At 61.4% G+C, this 18609-nt stretch carries 17 protein-coding genes; 10 read left to right on the top strand and 7 right to left on the bottom strand.

Going from position 1 to position 18609, the window contains the following annotated elements:
• Positions 1 to 3 precede the first annotated feature (3 nt).
• The 6 genes from DWW73_RS01580 to DWW73_RS01555 all read right to left on the bottom strand — a co-directional run bounded on the left by DWW73_RS01580 (position 4) and on the right by DWW73_RS01555 (position 6246).
• A complete protein-coding gene (locus DWW73_RS01580) occupies positions 4 to 798 on the bottom strand; it encodes an ABC transporter ATP-binding protein (protein WP_055250279.1) in 795 nt (264 codons plus the stop codon).
• A complete protein-coding gene (locus tag DWW73_RS01575; RefSeq protein WP_117743087.1) occupies positions 791 to 1714 on the bottom strand; it encodes an ABC transporter permease in 924 nt (307 codons plus the stop codon). Before DWW73_RS01575 ends, DWW73_RS01580 begins: the two co-directional genes overlap by 8 nt.
• A 204-nt stretch (positions 1715 to 1918) precedes the next feature.
• Complete coding sequence (locus DWW73_RS01570; RefSeq protein ID WP_117778571.1) at positions 1919 to 2899, bottom strand: ABC transporter substrate-binding protein; 981 nt, start codon at positions 2897 to 2899, stop codon at positions 1919 to 1921.
• A 160-nt stretch (positions 2900 to 3059) separates the two neighbouring features.
• Positions 3060 to 3848, bottom strand: a complete 789-nt coding sequence (locus DWW73_RS01565; protein ID WP_117778570.1) for a hypothetical protein — start codon at positions 3846 to 3848, stop codon at positions 3060 to 3062.
• Between the two features lie 249 nt (positions 3849 to 4097).
• Positions 4098 to 5501 (bottom strand): asparagine--tRNA ligase, encoded by a 1404-nt coding sequence (gene asnS / locus DWW73_RS01560; protein WP_117563868.1) that lies wholly within the window; start codon positions 5499 to 5501, stop codon positions 4098 to 4100.
• Between the two features lie 181 nt (positions 5502 to 5682).
• On the bottom strand, positions 5683 to 6246 hold the full coding sequence (locus tag DWW73_RS01555; RefSeq protein ID WP_118266321.1) for a PTS glucose transporter subunit IIA: 564 nt from the start codon (positions 6244 to 6246) through the stop codon (positions 5683 to 5685).
• 244 nt (positions 6247 to 6490) lie between these two features.
• Here DWW73_RS01555 and DWW73_RS01550 point away from each other — a divergent pair, with 244 nt between their 5' ends.
• The 6 genes from DWW73_RS01550 (at position 6491) to DWW73_RS01525 (ending at position 13658) form a co-directional block, all read left to right on the top strand.
• The gene (locus tag DWW73_RS01550; protein ID WP_117778569.1) at positions 6491 to 7390 is read left to right on the top strand and encodes an alpha/beta hydrolase; all 900 of its coding nucleotides are present in this window, start codon (positions 6491 to 6493) and stop codon (positions 7388 to 7390) included.
• A gap of 47 nt (positions 7391 to 7437) precedes the next feature.
• Positions 7438 to 7758, top strand: coding sequence for a hypothetical protein (locus DWW73_RS01545; protein ID WP_117778568.1), 321 nt, complete (start codon positions 7438 to 7440; stop codon positions 7756 to 7758).
• A 121-nt stretch (positions 7759 to 7879) separates the two neighbouring features.
• Positions 7880 to 10240 carry a ferrous iron transport protein B gene (gene feoB / locus DWW73_RS01540; RefSeq protein WP_117778567.1) on the top strand — a complete coding sequence of 787 codons (2361 nt, stop codon included), beginning with the start codon at positions 7880 to 7882 and terminating at the stop codon, positions 10238 to 10240.
• Positions 10241 to 10363: 123 nt separating this feature from the next.
• Positions 10364 to 11560, top strand: coding sequence for an MFS transporter (locus DWW73_RS01535; protein ID WP_117778566.1), 1197 nt, complete (start codon positions 10364 to 10366; stop codon positions 11558 to 11560).
• Positions 11561 to 11714: 154 nt separating this feature from the next.
• Positions 11715 to 13091, top strand: a complete 1377-nt coding sequence (locus DWW73_RS01530; RefSeq protein ID WP_117778565.1) for an alpha-amylase family glycosyl hydrolase — start codon at positions 11715 to 11717, stop codon at positions 13089 to 13091.
• 3 nt (positions 13092 to 13094) lie between these two features.
• Positions 13095 to 13658: a uracil-DNA glycosylase family protein gene (locus tag DWW73_RS01525; protein ID WP_117778564.1), complete on the top strand. Its 564-nt coding sequence runs from the start codon at positions 13095 to 13097 to the stop codon at positions 13656 to 13658.
• A 1-nt stretch (position 13659) separates the two neighbouring features.
• On the opposite strand, the gene DWW73_RS01520 is transcribed toward DWW73_RS01525, so the two are convergent.
• Entirely contained in the window at positions 13660 to 14322 is a 663-nt protein-coding gene (locus DWW73_RS01520; RefSeq protein ID WP_117563775.1) for a hypothetical protein, read from the bottom strand.
• A gap of 93 nt (positions 14323 to 14415) precedes the next feature.
• On the opposite strand from DWW73_RS01520, the gene DWW73_RS01515 reads away from it, so the two are divergent.
• The 4 genes from DWW73_RS01515 to DWW73_RS01500 all read left to right on the top strand — a co-directional run bounded on the left by DWW73_RS01515 (position 14416) and on the right by DWW73_RS01500 (position 18282).
• A complete protein-coding gene (locus tag DWW73_RS01515; RefSeq protein ID WP_117778563.1) occupies positions 14416 to 15552 on the top strand; it encodes a pyridoxal phosphate-dependent aminotransferase in 1137 nt (378 codons plus the stop codon).
• A gap of 505 nt (positions 15553 to 16057) precedes the next feature.
• A complete protein-coding gene (gene rplJ, locus DWW73_RS01510; protein ID WP_006235004.1) occupies positions 16058 to 16579 on the top strand; it encodes a 50S ribosomal protein L10 in 522 nt (173 codons plus the stop codon).
• Positions 16580 to 16681: 102 nt separating this feature from the next.
• Positions 16682 to 17059, top strand: a complete 378-nt coding sequence (rplL, locus tag DWW73_RS01505) for a 50S ribosomal protein L7/L12 (RefSeq protein WP_006235005.1) — start codon at positions 16682 to 16684, stop codon at positions 17057 to 17059.
• A gap of 314 nt (positions 17060 to 17373) precedes the next feature.
• Entirely contained in the window at positions 17374 to 18282 is a 909-nt protein-coding gene (locus tag DWW73_RS01500; protein WP_055250255.1) for a UTP--glucose-1-phosphate uridylyltransferase, read from the top strand.
• The last annotated feature ends 327 nt before the right edge of the window (positions 18283 to 18609 follow it).

The following is an 18609-nucleotide window of genomic DNA, read 5'->3' as shown; positions in this document are numbered from 1 at the left end:
TCGTTAGCTCAGCAGCATGCGGTCGTTGGCGAGCTCGCCGCCCGAGACCTCCTCGAACTTTTGGAGCAGATCGGCGACGGTGAGCGACTTCTTTTCGTCGCCGGCCACGTCGTAGATCACGTGGCCTTCGTGCATCATGATCAGACGGTTGCCCAGACGGATAGCGTCGTTCATGTTGTGCGTGACCATGAGCGTGGTCAGGTGGTTCTCGTCGACGATCTCCTCGGTCAGGTTGAGCACCTTAGAGGCCGTCTTGGGGTCGAGGGCCGCAGTGTGCTCGTCGAGCAGCAGCAGGCGCGGCCTGGTGAGCGTGGCCATCAGCAGGGTGAGTGCCTGGCGCTGGCCGCCCGAAAGCAGGCCGACCTTGGCGTTGAGACGCGTGTCCAGACCAAGGTCTAGGCGCTTGAGCAGCTCAACGTACTCGTCCTTCTCGGCCTTGGTGACGCCCCACGAAAGGCCGCGACGCTGGCCACGGCGCTTGGCGAGGGCCAGGTTCTCGGCGATCTGCATATCGGCAGCGGTGCCGCGCATGGGGTCCTGGAACACGCGGCCCAGGTACTTGGCGCGCTGCGACTCGCTCAGACGCGAGATATCGGTGCCGTCGAGCTCGATGACACCCGAATCGAGCGGGTACACGCCGGCGATCATGTTGAGCAGCGTGGACTTGCCGGCGCCGTTGCCGCCAATCACGGTTACAAAGTCGCCGTCATTAAGGGTGAGGTCGACGCCGGTGAGCGCGCGCTTCTCGGTGACGGTGCCCTTGTTAAAGGTCTTCTTGACGTGCGAGAGCTTAAGCATCTGCCTCATCCCCCTTCGTGTAGGAGCTGCGGAGCTTATAACGCTCCCAAACCACGGGCACGCAAAGGGCCACGGCCACGATCACGGCAGAGAGTAGCTTCATGTCGTTGGCATCCATGCCCAGCTGCAGCACGATGGCGCGGATAAGGAAGTAGACCACGGAGCCAAAGACGGCAGAGGCTAGGCGGACGCTAAACTGTGTGAGTCCGCCGGGCAGCAGGCGACCGAGCACCTCGCCGATGACGATGGCGGCAAGGCCGATAACGATGGCGCCTGTGCCCATGCCAATGTCGGCATACTTTTGGCTCTGGCAGATAAGCGCACCCGAAAGGCCGATGAGGGCGTTGGAGAGCACGAGAGCGATCATCTTGGTGGAGTTGGTGTTAACGCCCAAGGCGCGGATCATGTACTCGTTGTTGCCGGTGGCGCGCAGCGCGGAGCCGATCTCGGTACCAAAGAACCAGTACAGGATGGCAACGATGGCCACGGCGAGCAGGATGCCCAAGATGATGGCAACGGTGGACTGCGGCAGACCGGTCATATTGCTGACGGCCGAGAACACGGTGCCCTTGGCAAGGATGGGCGTGTTGGATTTGCCCATAATGCGCAGGTTGACGGACCACAGGCTGATCTGGGTGAGGATTCCGGCGAGGATCGCGGGAATCTCAAAGACGGTGGTCAGAATGCCCGTGACCGCGCCCGCGATGGCGCCGGCGCACATGCCGGCCAGCACGGCGAGCAGCGGGTCGACGTTATTGTTGACGATGAGTACGGCGCAGACGCAGCCGCCGAGGGCAAAGCTGCCGTCGCAGGTCATATCGGGGATGTCGAGCAGGCGGAACGTGATAAACACGCCAAGCACCATAATGCCCCAGAGGACGCCCTGCGAAACGGCGCCCTGCAATGCAATGAGCATGCTTCATACCTCCTAGGATAGGGTGGACACGTGATGTTCCATAATAGCGGTACCACTGCATAAAAGAGCTGCGGACGGATGTTTTGTCTCATCCGAAACAAGCAGGGCGAACGCCGGTCTTTAGCGTTCGCCCCTGTGGCTCAGATATTGAATAACGCAGCTGCGGCGCGCGTGCGGGCCCTAGACGCGTTACCGCGCATGGCGCTACTCGTCCAGGGCGGAAAGGTCGATGCCCAACGCCTCGGCCATCTCGTCGTTCTTGACGACGACCAGGTCCTTGCTCGAGAGGTGCTCGATAGCCATATCCTCGGGCTTGGCCTTGCCCTTCAGGATCTTAACGGCCATCTCACCTGCAGCGTAGCCCAGATCCCCATAGTTGATGGAGAGGGTGAACAGACCGCCGGCCTTGCACATGCCCTCCTCGCCGGTAACGAAGGGGAGCTTGTTCTCCTTGCAGATCTGACCGACCTGCGAAGCGCCCGCGGCGATGGTGTTGTCGGTGGGGGAGTAGAGCGCGTCGACCTTGCCCACGGCGGACTCGACGACGGACTGGATCTCGTTGGAGCTCGAGACGGTGAAGTCGGTGTACTCGAGGCCCAGCTTGTCGAGCTCCTTCTTGGCGGCTTTGATTTGGACGTCGGAGTTGGACTCGGCGGTGCAGAAGAGCAGGCCGACCTTCTTTACGTCGGGCAGGACCTTCTGCATCATCTCGAGCTGCTCGGCGACCGGGGTGAGGTCGGAGGCGCCGGTGACGTTGGTGCCGGGCTTGTCGTTGTCCTGGACCAGGCCGGAGGCGGCGTAGTCGGTGATGGCGCAGCCCACGATGGGGATATCCGCCGTGGCACCGGCAGCAGCCTGCGCGGCGGGCGTGGCGATGGCGTAGATCAGGTCGACGCCATCGCCCACGAACTTGTCGGCGATGGACTTACACGTGGACTGGTCGTTCTGGGCGTTCTTCTGGTCGATCTTGACCTTAAGGCCGCTTTTCTTGATGGCCTTGACAAAGCCGTCGTTGGCGGCATCGAGTGCGGAGTGCTCGGTGAGCTGCAGAACGCCGATGGTGTAGTCGGAACCGGCGGCAGCAGAGCCGGAACCAGAGTTGCCGCCGCATCCGGCGAGCGGGGCGAGCGCGAGCAGGCCGGCGGAGACCAGAAGGCTCCTGCGGCTGATGGTGATGTCCTTCATATCATTACCCCCAGTATAGAAATGGCTGGAAACACTGCACTGGGACAAAGTGCAAGTGGAACTATAGTAACGCCGATGTCCATTTTTACAACAGCCTGGCGGGTTTTTTAATACAGAACCGGATGGGCGGTACGGGTAGTCGAATGGGTGGCAGAGATACTTATGCGGCGGAGGCGGCGTCATCATCCTCGTCCAGGGCGGCAAAGAGTTTCTTGCCGTCAAGGAGGCGCGTGCTGACGTTTCTCATACGGGCGATCTCGACGGTGCGCAGCGTATCGTCGGTGCCTCGGGCGTCGTAGACCGTTCCCAGCAGATACGAGATGCCATCGCGCTGCCTGATGGCAAAGGGCCGGAGCGTCATCCGCACCGCTTCGGTTTCGCCGCGGGCGAGGGTGCTCGAGATATCAAAGCTGACGGTCGTTCCGTGGTCGATGGCCTGCTCGACGAGCTCGCACGTGTCGATGCGCTTGATGGGCGCGCGTGTTGCCTTGGTAGCCTTGCTATCTGCGCTTGGAGCGGGTTCGGGTGTATCGAGGTAGCCGCGAACATCGGCACTTGCCATGGCAACTAAATGCTGCGCCATGCTCTTGCGGATAGCGATAGGCGTGGAGCGGTTGCGCATGACCATGCCGTGGAGCCGGATGATCTCTTCATCGGTGAGCGGGCGGGTCAAGAGCCGATAGCCCACGCCGCGTTTGTACTCAATTTCGTATCCGGCATGGCGAAGCGCGGAGATGGCGGTGTAGATGCTGCGCCGCGCCGCCGAGATGGGCATGCGGGCGGGGTCGTCGGGATGGGCGAGGCGCCGGATCAATTCATCGGAAAGCATGGCCTTGTCCTCGCCGGTGTTTTCGCTTAATAGTTGCAGGATGCGAACGGCGCGATAGGCTGCCATCGAGGCAGCGCCTCTAGTCGTGGTGTCGTAGGTTTCAACAGCGGCTTCGGTCATGGTGCCCACGTCCTTTCCGTTTTGGGTGGCGACGGTATGGAGCCTAGGACGTGGGGCTTTCCCAGGGGCGCAGGGCGCTCTGGGCGGTCGGTAGTCGTCGGCAAACGGCGGGTCGAGTTTTCAACAGCCCTGCTCAACTAACCAAAAACTTGCCAAAAGCTTGACGGATACTGTTGAAAAAAGCGCCCCTCGGCTTGCCGAGAGGCGCTGGCGCGATGTGCTGTAACGCGCTGGGTGGCGCTGTGGCGATTAGAAGTCGGCGTTACCCACGGTGCGCGGGTGCGGCAGGACGTCGCGGATGTTGCCCACGCCGGTCAGATACATGACCAAGCGCTCGAAGCCCAGACCGTAGCCGGCGTGCTTGCAGGAACCGTAGCGGCGCAGGTCAAGGTAGTACTTGTACTGCTCGGGATTCATGCCCAGGTCCTTGATGCGGGCCTCGAGCAGATCCAGGCGCTCCTCGCGCTGGGAGCCGCCGATGATCTCGCCGATACCGGGAACCAGGCAGTCGGCGGCGGCGACGGTCTTGCCGTCCTCGTTCATGCGCATGTAGAACGCCTTGATCTCGGCCGGGTAGTCGGTCACGAAGGTCGGGCGCTTAAAGTGCTCCTCGGTCAGGAAGCGCTCGTGCTCGGTCTGCAAGTCGATGCCCCAGCTGACGGGGTAATCAAACTGGTGGCCAGCAGCGACTGCCTGCTCCAGGATCTCGACGGCCTCGGTGTAGGTAACGCGGGCAAAGTCGGAGTTTGCCACGTGGTCCAGGCGCTCGATCAGGCCCTTGTCCACAAACTTGTTGAGCATATTGAGCTCGTCGGGGCAGGTTGCCATGACGTCCTTGAGGACATACTTGAGCATGGCCTCGGCGTTATCCATGTAGTCGTTAAGGTCGGCAAAGGCCATCTCGGGTTCGATCATCCAAAACTCGGCGGCGTGGCGCGTGGTGTTGGAGTTTTCGGCGCGGAAGGTGGGGCCAAAGGTGTACACGTCGCCAAAGGCCATGGCAAAGTTCTCGGCATTGAGCTGGCCGGACACGGTAAGGCTCGCGTGCTTGCCAAAGAAGTCCTGGCTCCAGTCGACCTCGCCGGACTCGGTGAGGGGCGGATTTTTGGGGTCGAGCGTGGTCACGCGGAACATCTCGCCGGCGCCCTCGCAGTCACTCGTGGTGATGATGGGGGTGTTGACGTAGACAAAGCCCTGCTCCTGGAAGAAGCGGTGGATGGCGGCAGCCGCGACAGAACGGATGCGGAACACGGCGCGGAACAGGTTGGTGCGCGGGCGCAGGTGCTGCTGGGTGCGCAGGAACTCGACGGTTGCGCGCTTCTTCTGCAGCGGGTAATCCGGGGCGCTGACGCCCTCGACCTCAATGGAGGTGGCAGAAAGCTCGAAAGGCTGGGGCGCATCGGGGGTCAGCTTGACGGTGCCGGTGCAAATGAGTGCGGCCGAGACGTTTTGATGGGCGATCTCGTCGTAGTTGTCGAGTGCCTCGCGGTTCATGACGACCTGCAGGTCGCGGAAGCAGCTGCCGTCGTTGAGCGTAACAAAGCCAAAGTTCTTCATGTCGCGGATGGACTTGACCCAGCCGGCGACGGTGACGGTCTGGCCGCCGAGCGACTCGGCATCGGCATAGAGCTGCGCGATTTTGGTGCGGTTCACGTATCCTCCCATAACGGTTGAATGATAGTTATCCATACAGTTCGATATTCTAGCAGCTCGGCTCATTTGGGCTATACAGATAAGGCATTGGCGGGATGGTTTTTCAAACGAAAAGCGCCCGCGGCCAAATGGTCGCGGGCGCTTGACGAGGTGCCTTTTGGCTGTGTGGCGCGGGGCCTGGCTACTTGGTCTTGGCAACCAGCAGCGGGTCGCCCAGCTTGACGAGCGGGTTGCCGCCGATAAGCGTTCCAGACTCGCCGACATGGTCGATGCTCTTAAGACGATCGAGCTCGGAGACGATGACGGTCACGATGTCCTCGTGGCCGGCGGCCTTGATGGCCTCGCGATCGAAGCTGATGAGCGGCTGGCCGGCCTTGACCACATCGCCCATCTCGACAAAGCGGGCAAAACCCTTGCCGTTCATTTCCACGGTGCCCAGGCCAACATGGATGAATACGCGCAGACCGTCCTCGGTAATCATGCCGATGGAGTGGTTGGTGACAGTGGTGGCGCCGATGCGGCCGTTGGCGGGCGCATAGATGGTGCCGGTAATGGGCTCGATGCCATAGCCCTGGCCAAGCATGCCCGAGGCGATCGTCTCGTCGGGAACCTCGTCCAGGCTGACGAGCACGCCGTTGACGGGGGCATAGATGACGCCTTCGCGGGTGGCGAAGCTTGCTGCGGGCGGAACGGACGCCTCGCCGGTCGAGGTGAAGGTGGACTTAAGCGAATCGAGCAGACCCATAGTTGCCTCCAACTTAAATAGGCGCATATCGCGCGTTTGGTTTGCCGGAAACGTTTCATATCTGTTTCGCGGCTTGGTCAACACCCCCTATTCTACGCTGCTCAGCGATACCTCTGAGCTGGGATTATGTGATATATCAGTTGAAGGGAAACTTATTGCTGGCGTGTTTCTGCGCCGCGGGCTCAAGTGGGGTACGCTAAGGTGCGAAAAACGAGTGCGCACGAATCGCACGGAGGGAGCACCTATGATTATTGAGAACCATGCGCTGTGGGGCGAGGAGCCGACCGAGGAGTATCCGGCGACGTTTACGTATCTGGGTGCCGAGCCGCTGCCCGACAAGCCCAATGGCCGCCGCCCCGCGGTGATCATCTGCGGCGGAGGCGGGTTTACGCATATCGCTCCGCACGAGCAGGACCCGGTGGCGTTTGCGTTTTTGGACCGCGGCTACCAGGCCTTTGTGCTCAACTATGTGACGAGCGCCACGGGCGACGTGAGCTTTCCGCACCCGCAGGCGGACCTCGCCAAGATGGTCGCTACCGTGCGCGCCAACGCCGACGAGTGGCATGTCGATCCCAAGCGCGTGTGCATCGTGGGTTTCTCGGCGGGCGGCATGATCTGCGCCTCGTTGGCAACGCAGTGGAAGACCGGACCCTTCGCGGGCCTTGCCGGGGCTCGTCCGGAGGATATTCGTCCCGACGCCGTGGTGCTGGGCTATCCGTTGCTCGACCTTGCCTATGTGCGCGATATGCAGACGCGCGACCCGCGCATCGACCTGCGCGTGCCCAAGACGGGTGGCAAGACGGGGCGCGATTTGCTCAACGACTATCTGTCGATGGTGACGGGCGGCGAGGCGACCGATGAGCACCTGGCCGACATTTGCCCTACCACGCACGTTTCGCGCCAGATGCCCCCGACCTTTGTGTGGGGCGTTTCGGACGACAAGACGGCGCCGGTCGCGCAGGTCTACCCGTTTGCGCAGCGCATGGCCGAGGAGGGTGTTGAATGCGAGATGCACGTCTTTGACCAGGGTGGCCACGGCCTTTCGCTCGGCAACGCCAATACCGCGGTCGACAACGAGGACAAGCAGGTGGCGGTCCGTCCTTGGATCCGCCTGGCCTTCCGTTTCCTGGAGCGCCATATGTAAAAGTAGACTACTTGCCCGTTTCAAAAAGTCTGCTTAGAGGAGGAGCCATGCTTGAGGGTACGTATGTGGTTTTGGCCCAGACGCCGGTGGGGAGCAAGCGCGGCGAGGTGACGTTTTCACATGGGGTGAACGGCGCGCTCAGGGCAGTACTAAACGTCAGGGGTCTCAATATCGCTCTCTCGGGTGCCCGCGCTGAGTGCGATTTCTTTGAGCTCTCGGGTACTATCTCCCACGTCTTGATGGGCAAGGCGCCCTTTACATGCACGGGGTCGGTTGAGGGTGATCGACTCACTGCTACCGCGCGGTCGGGTCCCATTTCGATCTCGCTGAGCGGTATGCGCAAAGAGCTTTCGGGGCGCACCGCATAAAGTTTGCGCAGGTAAACATCGGTATTTGACTTTATAAAATAGTTCAGAGCGCTATCATTTGTCGTTACGAGTTGGTTAGCCCCGGTAAACGGTTAACCGCGTCTAACGAAAGGATGAGCGCGTGAAGCTCGATACACTCGAGATTGGAAAGGACGCCGTTGTCGCATCGGTGGCATCGGACGATCAGGCACTCCGACAGCATATTTTGGACATGGGCCTAACACCGGGCACCGAAGTCACCATGATGAAGTACGCCCCCATGGGCGACCCGCTCGAGATTCGCCTGCGTGGCTACGAGTTGACGCTGCGCAAGGACGATGCCGCACGCATTGAGCTCGTGGATGTGCACGACACCGATACCGGCCCGCGCGTTAACGCCGCAATCGGCACGACAGATCACCCGGCCCTGGGCGAGGGGACGTATTCGCCCCGTGCTGCCAAGACGGCCGTGCCCGAGGGCGCACCGCTTCACTTTGCCCTCGCCGGCAACCAAAACTGCGGTAAGACCACGCTGTTCAACCAGCTTACGGGCTCCAACCAGCACGTCGGTAACTTTCCCGGCGTGACGGTCGACCGCAAGGACGGCACTATCCGTAACCACCCCGAGGCGAGCGTTACCGACCTGCCCGGCATTTACTCCCTGTCGCCGTACACGGGCGAGGAGATTGTGAGCCGCCAGTTTATCCTTGACGAGCATCCCGATGCCATCATCGATATCATCGACGCCACCAACATCGAACGCAACCTGTACCTGACGCTGCAGCTTATGGAGCTCGATCGCCCCATGGTCATCGCTCTCAACATGATGGACGAGGTGACGGCCAACGGCGGCGCCGTGGACGTCAACCTGCTCGAGAGCCTGTTGGGCGTGCCTGTTGTCCCCATTAGCGCTGCCCGCAACGAGGGCATCGGCGAGCTGGTGGATCATGCCTTGCACGTGGCGCGGTTCCGCGAGCGCCCCGGTCGCCTGGACTTCTGTGCGCCCGATGGCTCGGACGGCGGTGCACTGCATCGCTGCATTCACGGCATCGCCAACCTTATCGAGGACCATGCCGCGACGGCGCATATCCCGGTGCGTTTTGCGGCGACTAAGCTGGTTGAGGGCGACGAGCTGGTGACCGAGGCGCTTCACCTGGATCGCAACGAGCTCGACGCCATCGAGCACATCATTACCCAGATGGAGGGCGAGGCCGGCACCGACCGTCTATCTGCGCTGGCCGACATGCGCTTCGGCTTTATCGGCGACGTGTGCGGGCGCTGCGTCGTAAAGCCGCACGAGAGCCGCGAGCACGTGCGCTCCGTCAAGATTGACCGCATCCTGACAGGTCGTTACACAGCCATTCCGGCGTTCCTGGTGATCATGGGCCTCGTCTTTTGGCTGACGTTTGGCGTGATCGGCGCGGCGTTGCAGGGACTTATGGAGGACGGCATCGCTGCCATCATCGCCTCGGCCGATGCGGGTCTCAAGGCGTTCGGCACCAACGACGTGGTGCGCTCGCTGGCCGTCGACGGTGTTCTCACGGGCGTGGGCAGCGTGCTGACCTTCCTGCCGATCATCGTCGTGCTCTTCTTGTTCCTCTCCATTCTGGAAGACTCGGGCTACATGGCGCGCGTGGCCTTTGTCATGGATAAGGTATTGCGTCGCTTTGGCCTGTCGGGCCGCAGCTTTGTGCCCATGCTCGTCGGTTTTGGCTGCACCGTGCCGGCTATCATGTCGACCCGTACGCTCCCATCCGAGCACGACCGCAAGATGACGGTCATGCTCACGCCGTTTATGAGCTGTTCGGCCAAGTTGCCGGTCTACGGTCTGCTGTGCGGGGCGTTTTTCCCGCAGGCGACAGTTCCCGCCATGGTCTCGCTCTATCTGATTGGCATTGCGGTCGGATGCATAGCGGCTTTGGTGCTCAACCGCACGGCATTTAAGGGCGACCCGGTGCCGTTTATCATGGAGCTCCCCAATTACCGCCTGCCGAGCGTTAAGACGACGGTGATGCTGGCATGGGATAAGGCCAAGGACTTCATCACCAAGGCCTTCACCATTATCTTTGTCGCTACGGTGGTCATTTGGTTCCTTCAGACGTTCGACATCCGCTTTAATGTGGTCGCCGATCAGTCGCAAAGCCTGCTTGCGGGTCTCGGCAGCATCATCGCGCCGGCGCTGGCGCCGCTTGGGTTTGGCGATTGGCGAGCATCCACGGCGCTCGTCACCGGCCTTATCGCCAAGGAGAGTGTCATCTCGACCCTCACGGTGCTTTTGGGCGCGACCTCGCCCGCGGCACTGTCGACCATGTTTTCGCCGTTTACCGCTTACGTGTTCCTGGTCTTTACGCTGCTGTACCCGCCCTGCGTGGCGGCCATCGGTGCCGTCAAGAGCGAGCTGGGTGCGCGCTATGCCGTTGCCGTGTTCGCGTTTCAGGTGACGGTCGCCTGGATCGTGGCGTTTGTCGTGCATTCGGCGGGCATATTGTTGGGGTTGGCTTAGCTATTTATTGACGGCGCAACCCCTGTGTATTGAGTTGATTGCGGTCCCGCATCTGTACTGACGGATGCGGGGCCGTTGCTATATAATCGCCCACCGCCCATGACAATCGGAGAGGTTTCCTACATGACCCAGGCAAGACAAGATGGCATCTCGCTCAAGCAGTGGCTCCCGCTTATCGGGCTCGCCTGCTGTTCGTTCGTGTTCAACACATCAGAGTTCATGCCCATCGGCCTTCTGACTGATATCGCCGCGTCGTTCTCGCTCACCGAGGCCCAGGCAGGCATCATGATTTCGGTCTATGCCTGGGGCGTCATGCTGCTGTCGCTGCCGCTTATGGTGTTTGCCTCGCGCTTTGAGTTCAAGCGGATGCTGCTGGGCGTTTTGGCCGTGTTTTCGCTCGGCCAGTTCCTGTCCGCTGTGGCACCGACATATCCCATTTTGGTTTGCGCGCGTCTGGTGGTCGCCTGCGCGCATGCCGTGTTCTGGTCAGTCGCCTCGATCATGGCCTCGCGCCTGGGCGACGCCCGCCACGGGGCGCTCGCCATCAGCATGATCGCTACGGGCTCGTCCATCGCGCAGATCTTTGGCCTGCCGATCGGTCGCGCCATCGGACTGGCCGTGGGCTGGCGCATGACATTCGCCGTGGTCGGTGCCCTCTCGGCTGTCGCGGTCGTCTACCAGGCCGCGGTGTTCCCGGCTATGCCGGCGGGCGAGCGTTTTACGCTCAAGCAGCTGCCCGTGCTGCTCAAGAACCCGTTCCTGATCGCGCTCTACGCGGTCACGGTCTTTATGGCAACCGGCTATTATGCGGGTTACAGCTATATCGAGCCGTTCCTGGCGCAGGTCGCGCACGTCGACGCAAGCGCTATTACCATGACGCTGACGGCGTTCGGCTGCTCTGGTCTGCTCGGAAGCTGGCTGTTCGGCCGTCTGTTCGATGGGCATCGCTTCCCGTTCTTGGCTATCACGCTCTCCGGCGTGCCTGTGGCTCTGCTGCTCATGGGTCCGGTCGCATCGTCGCTCGTAGCAGTGCTTGCCGTCTGCGCGCTATGGGGCTGCTGCTCCACAGCCTTTAACGTGGCGTTCCAGGCCGAGCTCATCAAGTACACACCGGCGGATTCGTCGGCCGTCGCCATGTCGATCTTCTCGGGCCTGTTTAACCTCGGCATCGGCACGGGCACCGCAATCGGCGGCGCCGTGGTTTCGGGTCCCGGTATCGCTTGGATTGGCTTTGCGGGCGGGGCGATTACCGTCGTGGGCGTCATCCTCGCCATTACGGTGCTGTTCCCGGTCATACGCCGCGCAAAGCCCGTCGCCTAATCACGTTCCCTCATCAGTTGCGGTGGAATAGAGACTGTTTGCCCGGTTTATTGGTCTCAACAGTCCCTATTTCACCGCAACTTATTTTGGGGGAGGGGATGCGCGGCGGGCATACAATGGATGGCGTTGCGTGAAAGATTGCCGGGAGGTTGCTATGTGGGCATACGAGACGACGTTCTATCAGATCTATCCGCTGGGCTTTTGCGGAGCTCCGCGCGAAAACGCCGCCCCTGTTGCCGAGGATGAACTCGCCCAGGCTGCCAACGCTGCGCCCAACCCCGATGCGCCCATAATGAAGATTGCCCAATGGGCCGACTACCTGCAAGAGCTCGGCATCGGTGCTGTGCTCATTAACCCGCCGCTCGAATCCGACAGTCACGGTTACGACACGCGCAGCCTGCGCCATATCGACCGTCGCCTGGGTGGGGATGCCGACTTTGCCGCCGTGTGCGAGACACTGCATGCCCATGGCATCCGTGTGGTGCTTGATGCCGTCTTCAACCATGTCGGTCGCGGTTTTTGGGCCTTCCGCGATGTTCAGGAGCGCAAGTGGGACTCGCCCTACAAGGACTGGTTTCACATTAGCTTTGACGGCGACTCCTGCTATGGCGACGGCTTTTGGTACGAGGGCTGGGAAGGCCATTTTGAGCTTGTGAAGCTCAACTTGCAAAACCCCGCCGTGGTCGATTACCTGCTTGAGTCCGTGCGTCGCTGGGCCGAGGGCTTTGGCATCGACGGCCTGCGCTTGGACGTCGCCTATATGCTCGATCGCGATTTTATGCGCCGCCTGCATACTTTTACCCGTGAGCTCAAGCCCGATTTTGTGCTGATTGGTGAGACGCTCCACGGCGACTACAACCAGATCGTCAATGACGAGATGCTTGACTCCTGCACCAACTACGAGTGCTACAAGGGCCTGTACTCCAGCTTTAACTCGGTCAACATGTTCGAGATCGCCCACTCGCTGCATCGCCAGTTTGGCGGTGACCCGTGGTGCATTTATCGCGGCAAGCATCTGCTGTCGTTTGTCGACAACCACGATGTGCCGCGCCTGGCGAGCATCCTTACCGACAAGTCCTGTCTGCGCCCCGCTTATGGCATGCTCTTTGGCATGCCGGGCATTCCGTGCGTCTACTATGGCAGCGAGTGGGGGATTCCTGGCGAAAAGGGTGGCCCCGATGGCGACTGGGCGCTGCGACCTGCGCTCGATGAGCCTGCGCCCAACGAGCTGACGGCCTTCATCAAGCAGCTCGCGCACCTGCGCTCGGCAGACGACGCGGCGGCCCGTGCCCTCAACTATGGTGCCTATCGCAACGTGGTGATCCAGAACAAGCAGCTGCTGTTCGAGCGCGCCTGTGATGACGCGACGGTGCTCGTGGCGGTGAACGCCGTGGGCGAGCCTTACGCCTTTGGCGCCGGCGAGCTCAACGGGTCCTTTGTCGACCTGCTTGCCGACGATGCGCCCACGGTCGAGCTGACGGGTGCCCTTGAGCTTGCACCCTACGAGGTGCGCTATCTGTTGAGAGCCTAACCCATGGCCGTGTCTGACGAGGACTATCAACATATTGAGCATGGGTTTGAGCCTGTGTTCGACCAGCGCTCGCGCGTTTTGGTGCTGGGGTCGTTTCCCTCGGTGCTCTCGCGTGCAAATGCCTTCTACTATGGCAATCCGCAGAACCGCTTTTGGCGGGTCACGGCGGCGTGTCTCGGTGTGCCTGTGCCGCCCAACGAGGGCGATCCTTTGGCAAGCGGTGAGCCCGCGACGCTCGATGCCTCCATTGCCGCCAAGCGGGCCATGCTGCTGAACGGCGGCGTGGCCCTGTGGGATGCAATCGAGGGCTGCGACATTAAGGGCTCGAGCGACGCGAGCATTCGCAACGTTGTGCCGGCACATATCGAGCGCATTACCGATGCCGCGCCGATCGAGGTCGTTGTCTGTAACGGCGGTACGGCAGGGCGACTCTACAAACGCTACTTGCAAGATCGGACGGGGTTGCCCGCCGTCGTCCTGCCCTCGACAAGTCCTGCCAATGCCGCCTGGCGACTGGAGCGTCTTGTCGAGCGTTGGCACGAAGCCGTTGACTGGGCTGTTATTTAATTTAGATTTTTGTTTGAGCGTGGGCGCCCAGACGTTTCAGAACGCCTCGCCAGATCGGCGCGGGCACGGCTGGCTCGGCGCAAACCATGCCGTCGGCGTCGACGTTGGCGGCATTGCCGCCGCCAAGTCGCTGTGCATGCTCGACGGAGCAGCCCATGCGCACGGCGCCCACGAGCTTGTCCATGGCCTCCGAAAACGGTCGCCGCAAGAGTCCCATGCGCGGGGAATGGCGAAGCGCTGCGATGCCGCTGCCGGCGCAGATGGCAACGCCGCCACACCACAATTGGTCATGGCGCTCACATGCCTTGTGCAGGCGAACGGCGGTCCCACGCGCCTGCTCAGTGCCCTCTTGTGCGGCTCGAATCGCGGCATAGACGCGCGTTCCCGTACCGCCAAAGCGCTCAAGCGCCTGCTCGATAGCAGTCAACGTCTCATCGTCAGCCACATCTTCAATGGCCAGCACGATGCCATCGGCAACGCTGCCGGCGTCATTTGCCTTCAAGTCGACCGGGCGGGGGAGTGCGGTGCCGGAAAGTTGAGCATAGGCGGCGATGGCATCCTGCAGGTCCCAGAGCAAAAAATCAAGATCGGCGCTATTGGGAATACTGATATACGCAATGGTGTGCAGTGTTTTTGGTAAGTCGCCGCGCGCGGTCGTCTCCATGCCATCTCCTTTCCGGCTCGTTTCCGTTTAGGTTACACCGTCTGGTGGCGCCCCGCCGCGCTATCCTAGTGCAACCCTTATGAAAGGAACGCCATGCGTCTGCCCATGAATACCTCGCTTGCCATGCTCAAGCCCTCCGGTATCCGCCGGATTAACGCGCTCGCCGCCCGGCATCCGGGGTGTATCGCGCTCGCGCTCGGCGAGCCCGATTTTCCCACGCCCGATGCGATTAGCGCCGAGGTGACCGCCGCGCTGGACCGCGGTGACACGCACTATCCGCCCAACAACGGTCGCCCCGCCCTGCGTGATGCACTGTCCAAATATATGGATGACGCGGGCCTGGCGTTTTCCGCCGATGAGGTCATCCTGACCGACGGCGCGACCGAGGCACTGTCGGCAACATTTATGGCTATGCTCAACCCCGGCGACGAGGTCATTATCCCCACGCCCGCCTTTGGCCTGTACGAGAGCATCGTCGTGGCCAACCACGCCAAGGCGGTCTTCTTGGATACGGAGCCTGCGCAATTCCAGATTGACGAGGACGCGCTTAGCGCCTGTGTGACCCCGGCGACCAAGGCCATCGTCATCTGCTCGCCCAACAATCCCACGGGTTGCATCCTCGACACGGCATCGCTCGACGCCGTGGCGCGCGTGGCAGAGCAGGCGGGCATATACGTAGTCTGCGACGACGTGTACAACCGTCTGGTCTACGTGGACGGCTACGAGCGCTTTGCCCAGCGACACCCGGAGCTGCGCGAGCAGACGGTCGTCATCGAGAGCTTCTCCAAGCCCTGGGCCATGACCGGCTGGCGCCTGGGTTGGCTCGCGGCAGCGGCACCCGTCATCGCCGAGATCGCAAAAGCTCACCAATACCTAGTATCGAGCGCCGTCTCCTTCGAGATGGACGCCGCAGCCCGAGCCCTGACCGTCGACCCAACCCCCATGCTCAAAGTCTACCGAGCCCGCCGCGAGCGCGTCCTCGCAGCCTTATACGCCATGGGCCTCGACGTAGTAGAGCCCGCAGGAGCCTTCTACACTTTCCCGAGCATCAAAAAGTTCGGCCTAACCAGCGAAGACTTCTGCATCAAAGCCATCGAAGAGGCAAACGTAGCCCTAGTCCCGGGCGACTGCTTCGGCACCGAAGGTCATATCCGCCTAAGCTACTGCGTCTCCGACAAAGACCTAGACGAAGGCCTCCACCGCCTGTCCACCTTCCTTTCAACCTTGTAGCCATCAGGGACGCAACATATCAGCCCACCGACTTAAGGCTTATGAGTGGGGGCGCCGGCCAACGGGAAACCGGGCTGCCCCAAAGTCACCGCAGGCCGCGCCGCCGAAGGCCAGGCGCAAGGTTTTCGTAGATTCCGCACGAGCCGAAGAGCACTTAATGTGCTCTTCGTGCGAGCCCAGGACCTGACCGAGCGAAAACCTTGCGCCTGGCCTTCGGCGGCGCGGCCGGATGGTGGAATTGTGTGCAGCCCGGTTTCCCGTTGACCGACGCCGGGGTCCCCGCCATAATACTTTCGGTTCACGCACGAATCCGCTGCCAGAGACAGCCGGTGCAAACGGGCATCGCCCGCGAGCTTAATGGGATATCCCGCCAGCCGAGGTGGTCGAGTAGATATGTCTTCTCGCCCCCGTCGCTCATGCAGCGCGGGGGCTTTCTTTTTGGACATGCCCCCGTCACGTCCTTGTGGCGGACCGTGCCCGGAAAGAATTCGAGGAGGTGTAATTCATGCCCCAGCAGTACAAAATCGACAAGGTTGCAGAGATCGAGTCCCGTATCGCCGAGAACGCCGGTCTGTTCGTCGTCAACTACAACGGTCTGACGGTTAAGCAGGCTCAGGAGCTGCGTCATCAGCTTCGCGAGTGCGGCGCCGAGATGAAGGTCTACAAGAACAACCTGGTCAAGATCGCTCTCAAGAACCAGGAGCAGCCCGAGCTCGACGAGATCCTCGCCGGCCCCGTCGCTTATGTGTTCTACGAGTCCGAGCCGGTCGAGGCCGCTAAGGCCCTTAAGGACTTCTCTGCTAAGTCCAAGGGCGTCCTTGAGATCAAGGGCGGTATCTCCGACGGCAAGGCCGTTTCCGCTGATGATGTTAAGGCTATCGCCGAGCTGCCCACCAAGGATCAGCTTCTCGGCCAGATCGCCGGTCTCATCTCCGGTTTCGCTCGCGACATCGCTGTCTGCGTCAACGGCGTTTCCTCTGGTCTCGCTCGTTCGATCCAGCAGGTCTCCGAGCAGAAGGCAGCCTAGTCGCTGTTTTCACCCGCGGCGGCAATGCCGCACCCCTGGCGCATTCGCGCCGTGTTTTAACTGATCTCCGTGCACAGACACGGAAACCGAAAGGACTTAGAAATGGCTAAGCTTACCACCGATGAGATCATCGATGCTCTTAAGGAAATGACCCTTCTCGAGGCTTCCGAGCTCGTTAAGGCTATCGAGGACACCTTCGGCGTTTCCGCCGCTGCTCCTGCCGCTGTTGTCGCCGCTCCCGCTGCTGGCGCTGCTGAGGCCGAGGAGAAGACCGAGTTTGACGTCGTGCTCGAGGGCTTCGGCGACAACAAGATCCAGGTCATCAAGGCCGTCCGTGAGCTCACCAACCTTGGCCTGAAGGAGGCCAAGGAGGTCGTCGAGGGCGCTCCCAAGGCTGTTCTCGAGGGTGCCAAGAAGGAGGACGCCGAGGCTGCCAAGGAGAAGCTCGAGGCTGCTGGCGCTGCTGTCACCCTCAAGTAATCAGGCTTTCTCGCCAGATTTCTTTGCAGACGGGGTTCGCATTGCGAGCCCCGTCTTTTTTGTTTTTCGGTCCCTCGGCATCGGTTGCTCAAACTGCCATGTTCTGTGATTTGCGTCGTATCGGGTGCCCTGCCGTTGGGCAATAAAATTGCACCATTCGAGCAATAATTTGCGTTGACCTGCTGAAGAATTGTCTCTGCCTTGTAGCGACATATAGTTCCAGCGGTAAGATGCTTGGGTATCGCAATTTGGTCTGCGGCTGTGTGCCGCACGCATGGGGCGCTTTTGCGCCTGCGAAAGGATCTTTGAATAACATGAAGGCAATCATCCCCGCCGCCGGTCTTGGCACGCGTTTTCTGCCTGGCACCAAGTGCACGCCCAAAGAGATGCTGCCGGTGCTCGACAAGCCCGTCATTCAGTACGTCGTCGAGGAGGCACTCGACCCCGAGGAGGTCGACGACGCCATCATCGTTACTTCTCCCGGCAAGCCCGAGCTGCTGAACTACTTCCAGCCCGACCGTTCGCTCGAGAACCTGCTGCGCGAGCGCGGCAAGAACGCCTATGCCGATGCCGTCGCCCACGCTGGCGGTATGCCGGTCGACTTCCGTTATCAGTACGAGCCCAAGGGCCTCGGCCATGCTATTCGCTCTGCTGCCGACGCCGTGGCAGGGGAGAACTTCCTGGTTCTTCTGGGCGACTACGTTGTGCCTAACCGCGATATCTGCGACAAGATGCTCGCCGTTTCCAAGGAGCACGGTGGCGCTTCGGTTATCGCCGTCGCTGCTTGCTCGCCCGAGGAAGTCAGCCGCTACGGCGTTATCGCCGGCGAGCGCGTCGGTTCGCTCGAGGGCGCCGAGGACGTTGCCGATGCCGAGCCGGGCGCTGTCTGGCGTATCGGCGGTCTGGTTGAGAAGCCCGCTCCCGAGGCTGCTCCGTCCAACCTGTACATCGTCGGTCGCTACCTGCTGAGCCCGCTGGTCATGGACCTGCTGGCAGATCAGCAGGCCGGCAAGGGCGGCGAGATCCAGCTCACCGACGCCATGGCCCGTTCGCTCGACCGCGAGGCCATGTATGCGGTCGTCATCGACCCGCTGTCGGGCTACGACACCGGCACTCCCTCTGGCTGGATGGCCACCAACGCCCTCATGGCTGCAAGCGACCCCCGCTTTGCCGATGCCTTCTGGGACGCTATCGACGAGCGCGGCGGATTGATGCGCAAGTAAGCCTTCGGGCATCGACATTTACGGGCGCGGACTTCGGTCTGCACCCGTTTTTTATGCGGGTTACAGCTTAGCCCCGGAAAGTGCGACCCACAATTTGGTCGAATTCTGGGACGCGCTTTCCGGTTGGAGCCCCTAGCGGAAACTGCGACCCGGAATTTCGGCTCAGAACGGGATATGCTTTCCCAAACAGGGCTCAACCGGAAGCTGCGCCCCAGTTTGGGGCCTCAAAACGGGACACAGTTTCCGCCTGATCGACCCTCGTCGCCATTCCGCCGTTCGGTGACCCGCACCAGCAGTCTCGTTCACAGAAAATATATGAACAGCTGT

The sequence above is a fragment of the Collinsella sp. AF16-8 genome (genome assembly GCF_003462695.1).
In the GTDB taxonomy this organism is placed as follows: Bacteria; Actinomycetota; Coriobacteriia; order Coriobacteriales; family Coriobacteriaceae; genus Collinsella.
This window is presented reverse-complemented; position numbering and strand designations above follow the sequence as displayed.

Coding starts and splice junctions, on each gene's coding strand:
- rplL (WP_006235005.1), top strand. CDS start 16,682: ATGGCTAAGCTTACCACCGATGAGATCATCGATGCTCTTAAGGAAATG.
- DWW73_RS01535 (WP_117778566.1), top strand. CDS start 10,364: ATGACCCAGGCAAGACAAGATGGCATCTCGCTCAAGCAGTGGCTCCCG.
- DWW73_RS01525 (WP_117778564.1), top strand. CDS start 13,095: ATGGCCGTGTCTGACGAGGACTATCAACATATTGAGCATGGGTTTGAG.
- DWW73_RS01555 (WP_118266321.1), bottom strand. CDS start 6,246: ATGGGTCTGCTCGATTCGCTTAAGTCCACCTTCACCTCGACCGGCGAG.
- DWW73_RS01565 (WP_117778570.1), bottom strand. CDS start 3,848: ATGACCGAAGCCGCTGTTGAAACCTACGACACCACGACTAGAGGCGCT.
- DWW73_RS01550 (WP_117778569.1), top strand. CDS start 6,491: ATGATTATTGAGAACCATGCGCTGTGGGGCGAGGAGCCGACCGAGGAG.
- DWW73_RS01570 (WP_117778571.1), bottom strand. CDS start 2,899: ATGAAGGACATCACCATCAGCCGCAGGAGCCTTCTGGTCTCCGCCGGC.
- DWW73_RS01580 (WP_055250279.1), bottom strand. CDS start 798: ATGCTTAAGCTCTCGCACGTCAAGAAGACCTTTAACAAGGGCACCGTC.
- DWW73_RS01575 (WP_117743087.1), bottom strand. CDS start 1,714: ATGCTCATTGCATTGCAGGGCGCCGTTTCGCAGGGCGTCCTCTGGGGC.
- DWW73_RS01530 (WP_117778565.1), top strand. CDS start 11,715: ATGTGGGCATACGAGACGACGTTCTATCAGATCTATCCGCTGGGCTTT.
- DWW73_RS01515 (WP_117778563.1), top strand. CDS start 14,416: ATGCGTCTGCCCATGAATACCTCGCTTGCCATGCTCAAGCCCTCCGGT.
- DWW73_RS01500 (WP_055250255.1), top strand. CDS start 17,374: ATGAAGGCAATCATCCCCGCCGCCGGTCTTGGCACGCGTTTTCTGCCT.
- DWW73_RS01545 (WP_117778568.1), top strand. CDS start 7,438: ATGCTTGAGGGTACGTATGTGGTTTTGGCCCAGACGCCGGTGGGGAGC.
- DWW73_RS01520 (WP_117563775.1), bottom strand. CDS start 14,322: ATGGAGACGACCGCGCGCGGCGACTTACCAAAAACACTGCACACCATT.
- rplJ (WP_006235004.1), top strand. CDS start 16,058: ATGCCCCAGCAGTACAAAATCGACAAGGTTGCAGAGATCGAGTCCCGT.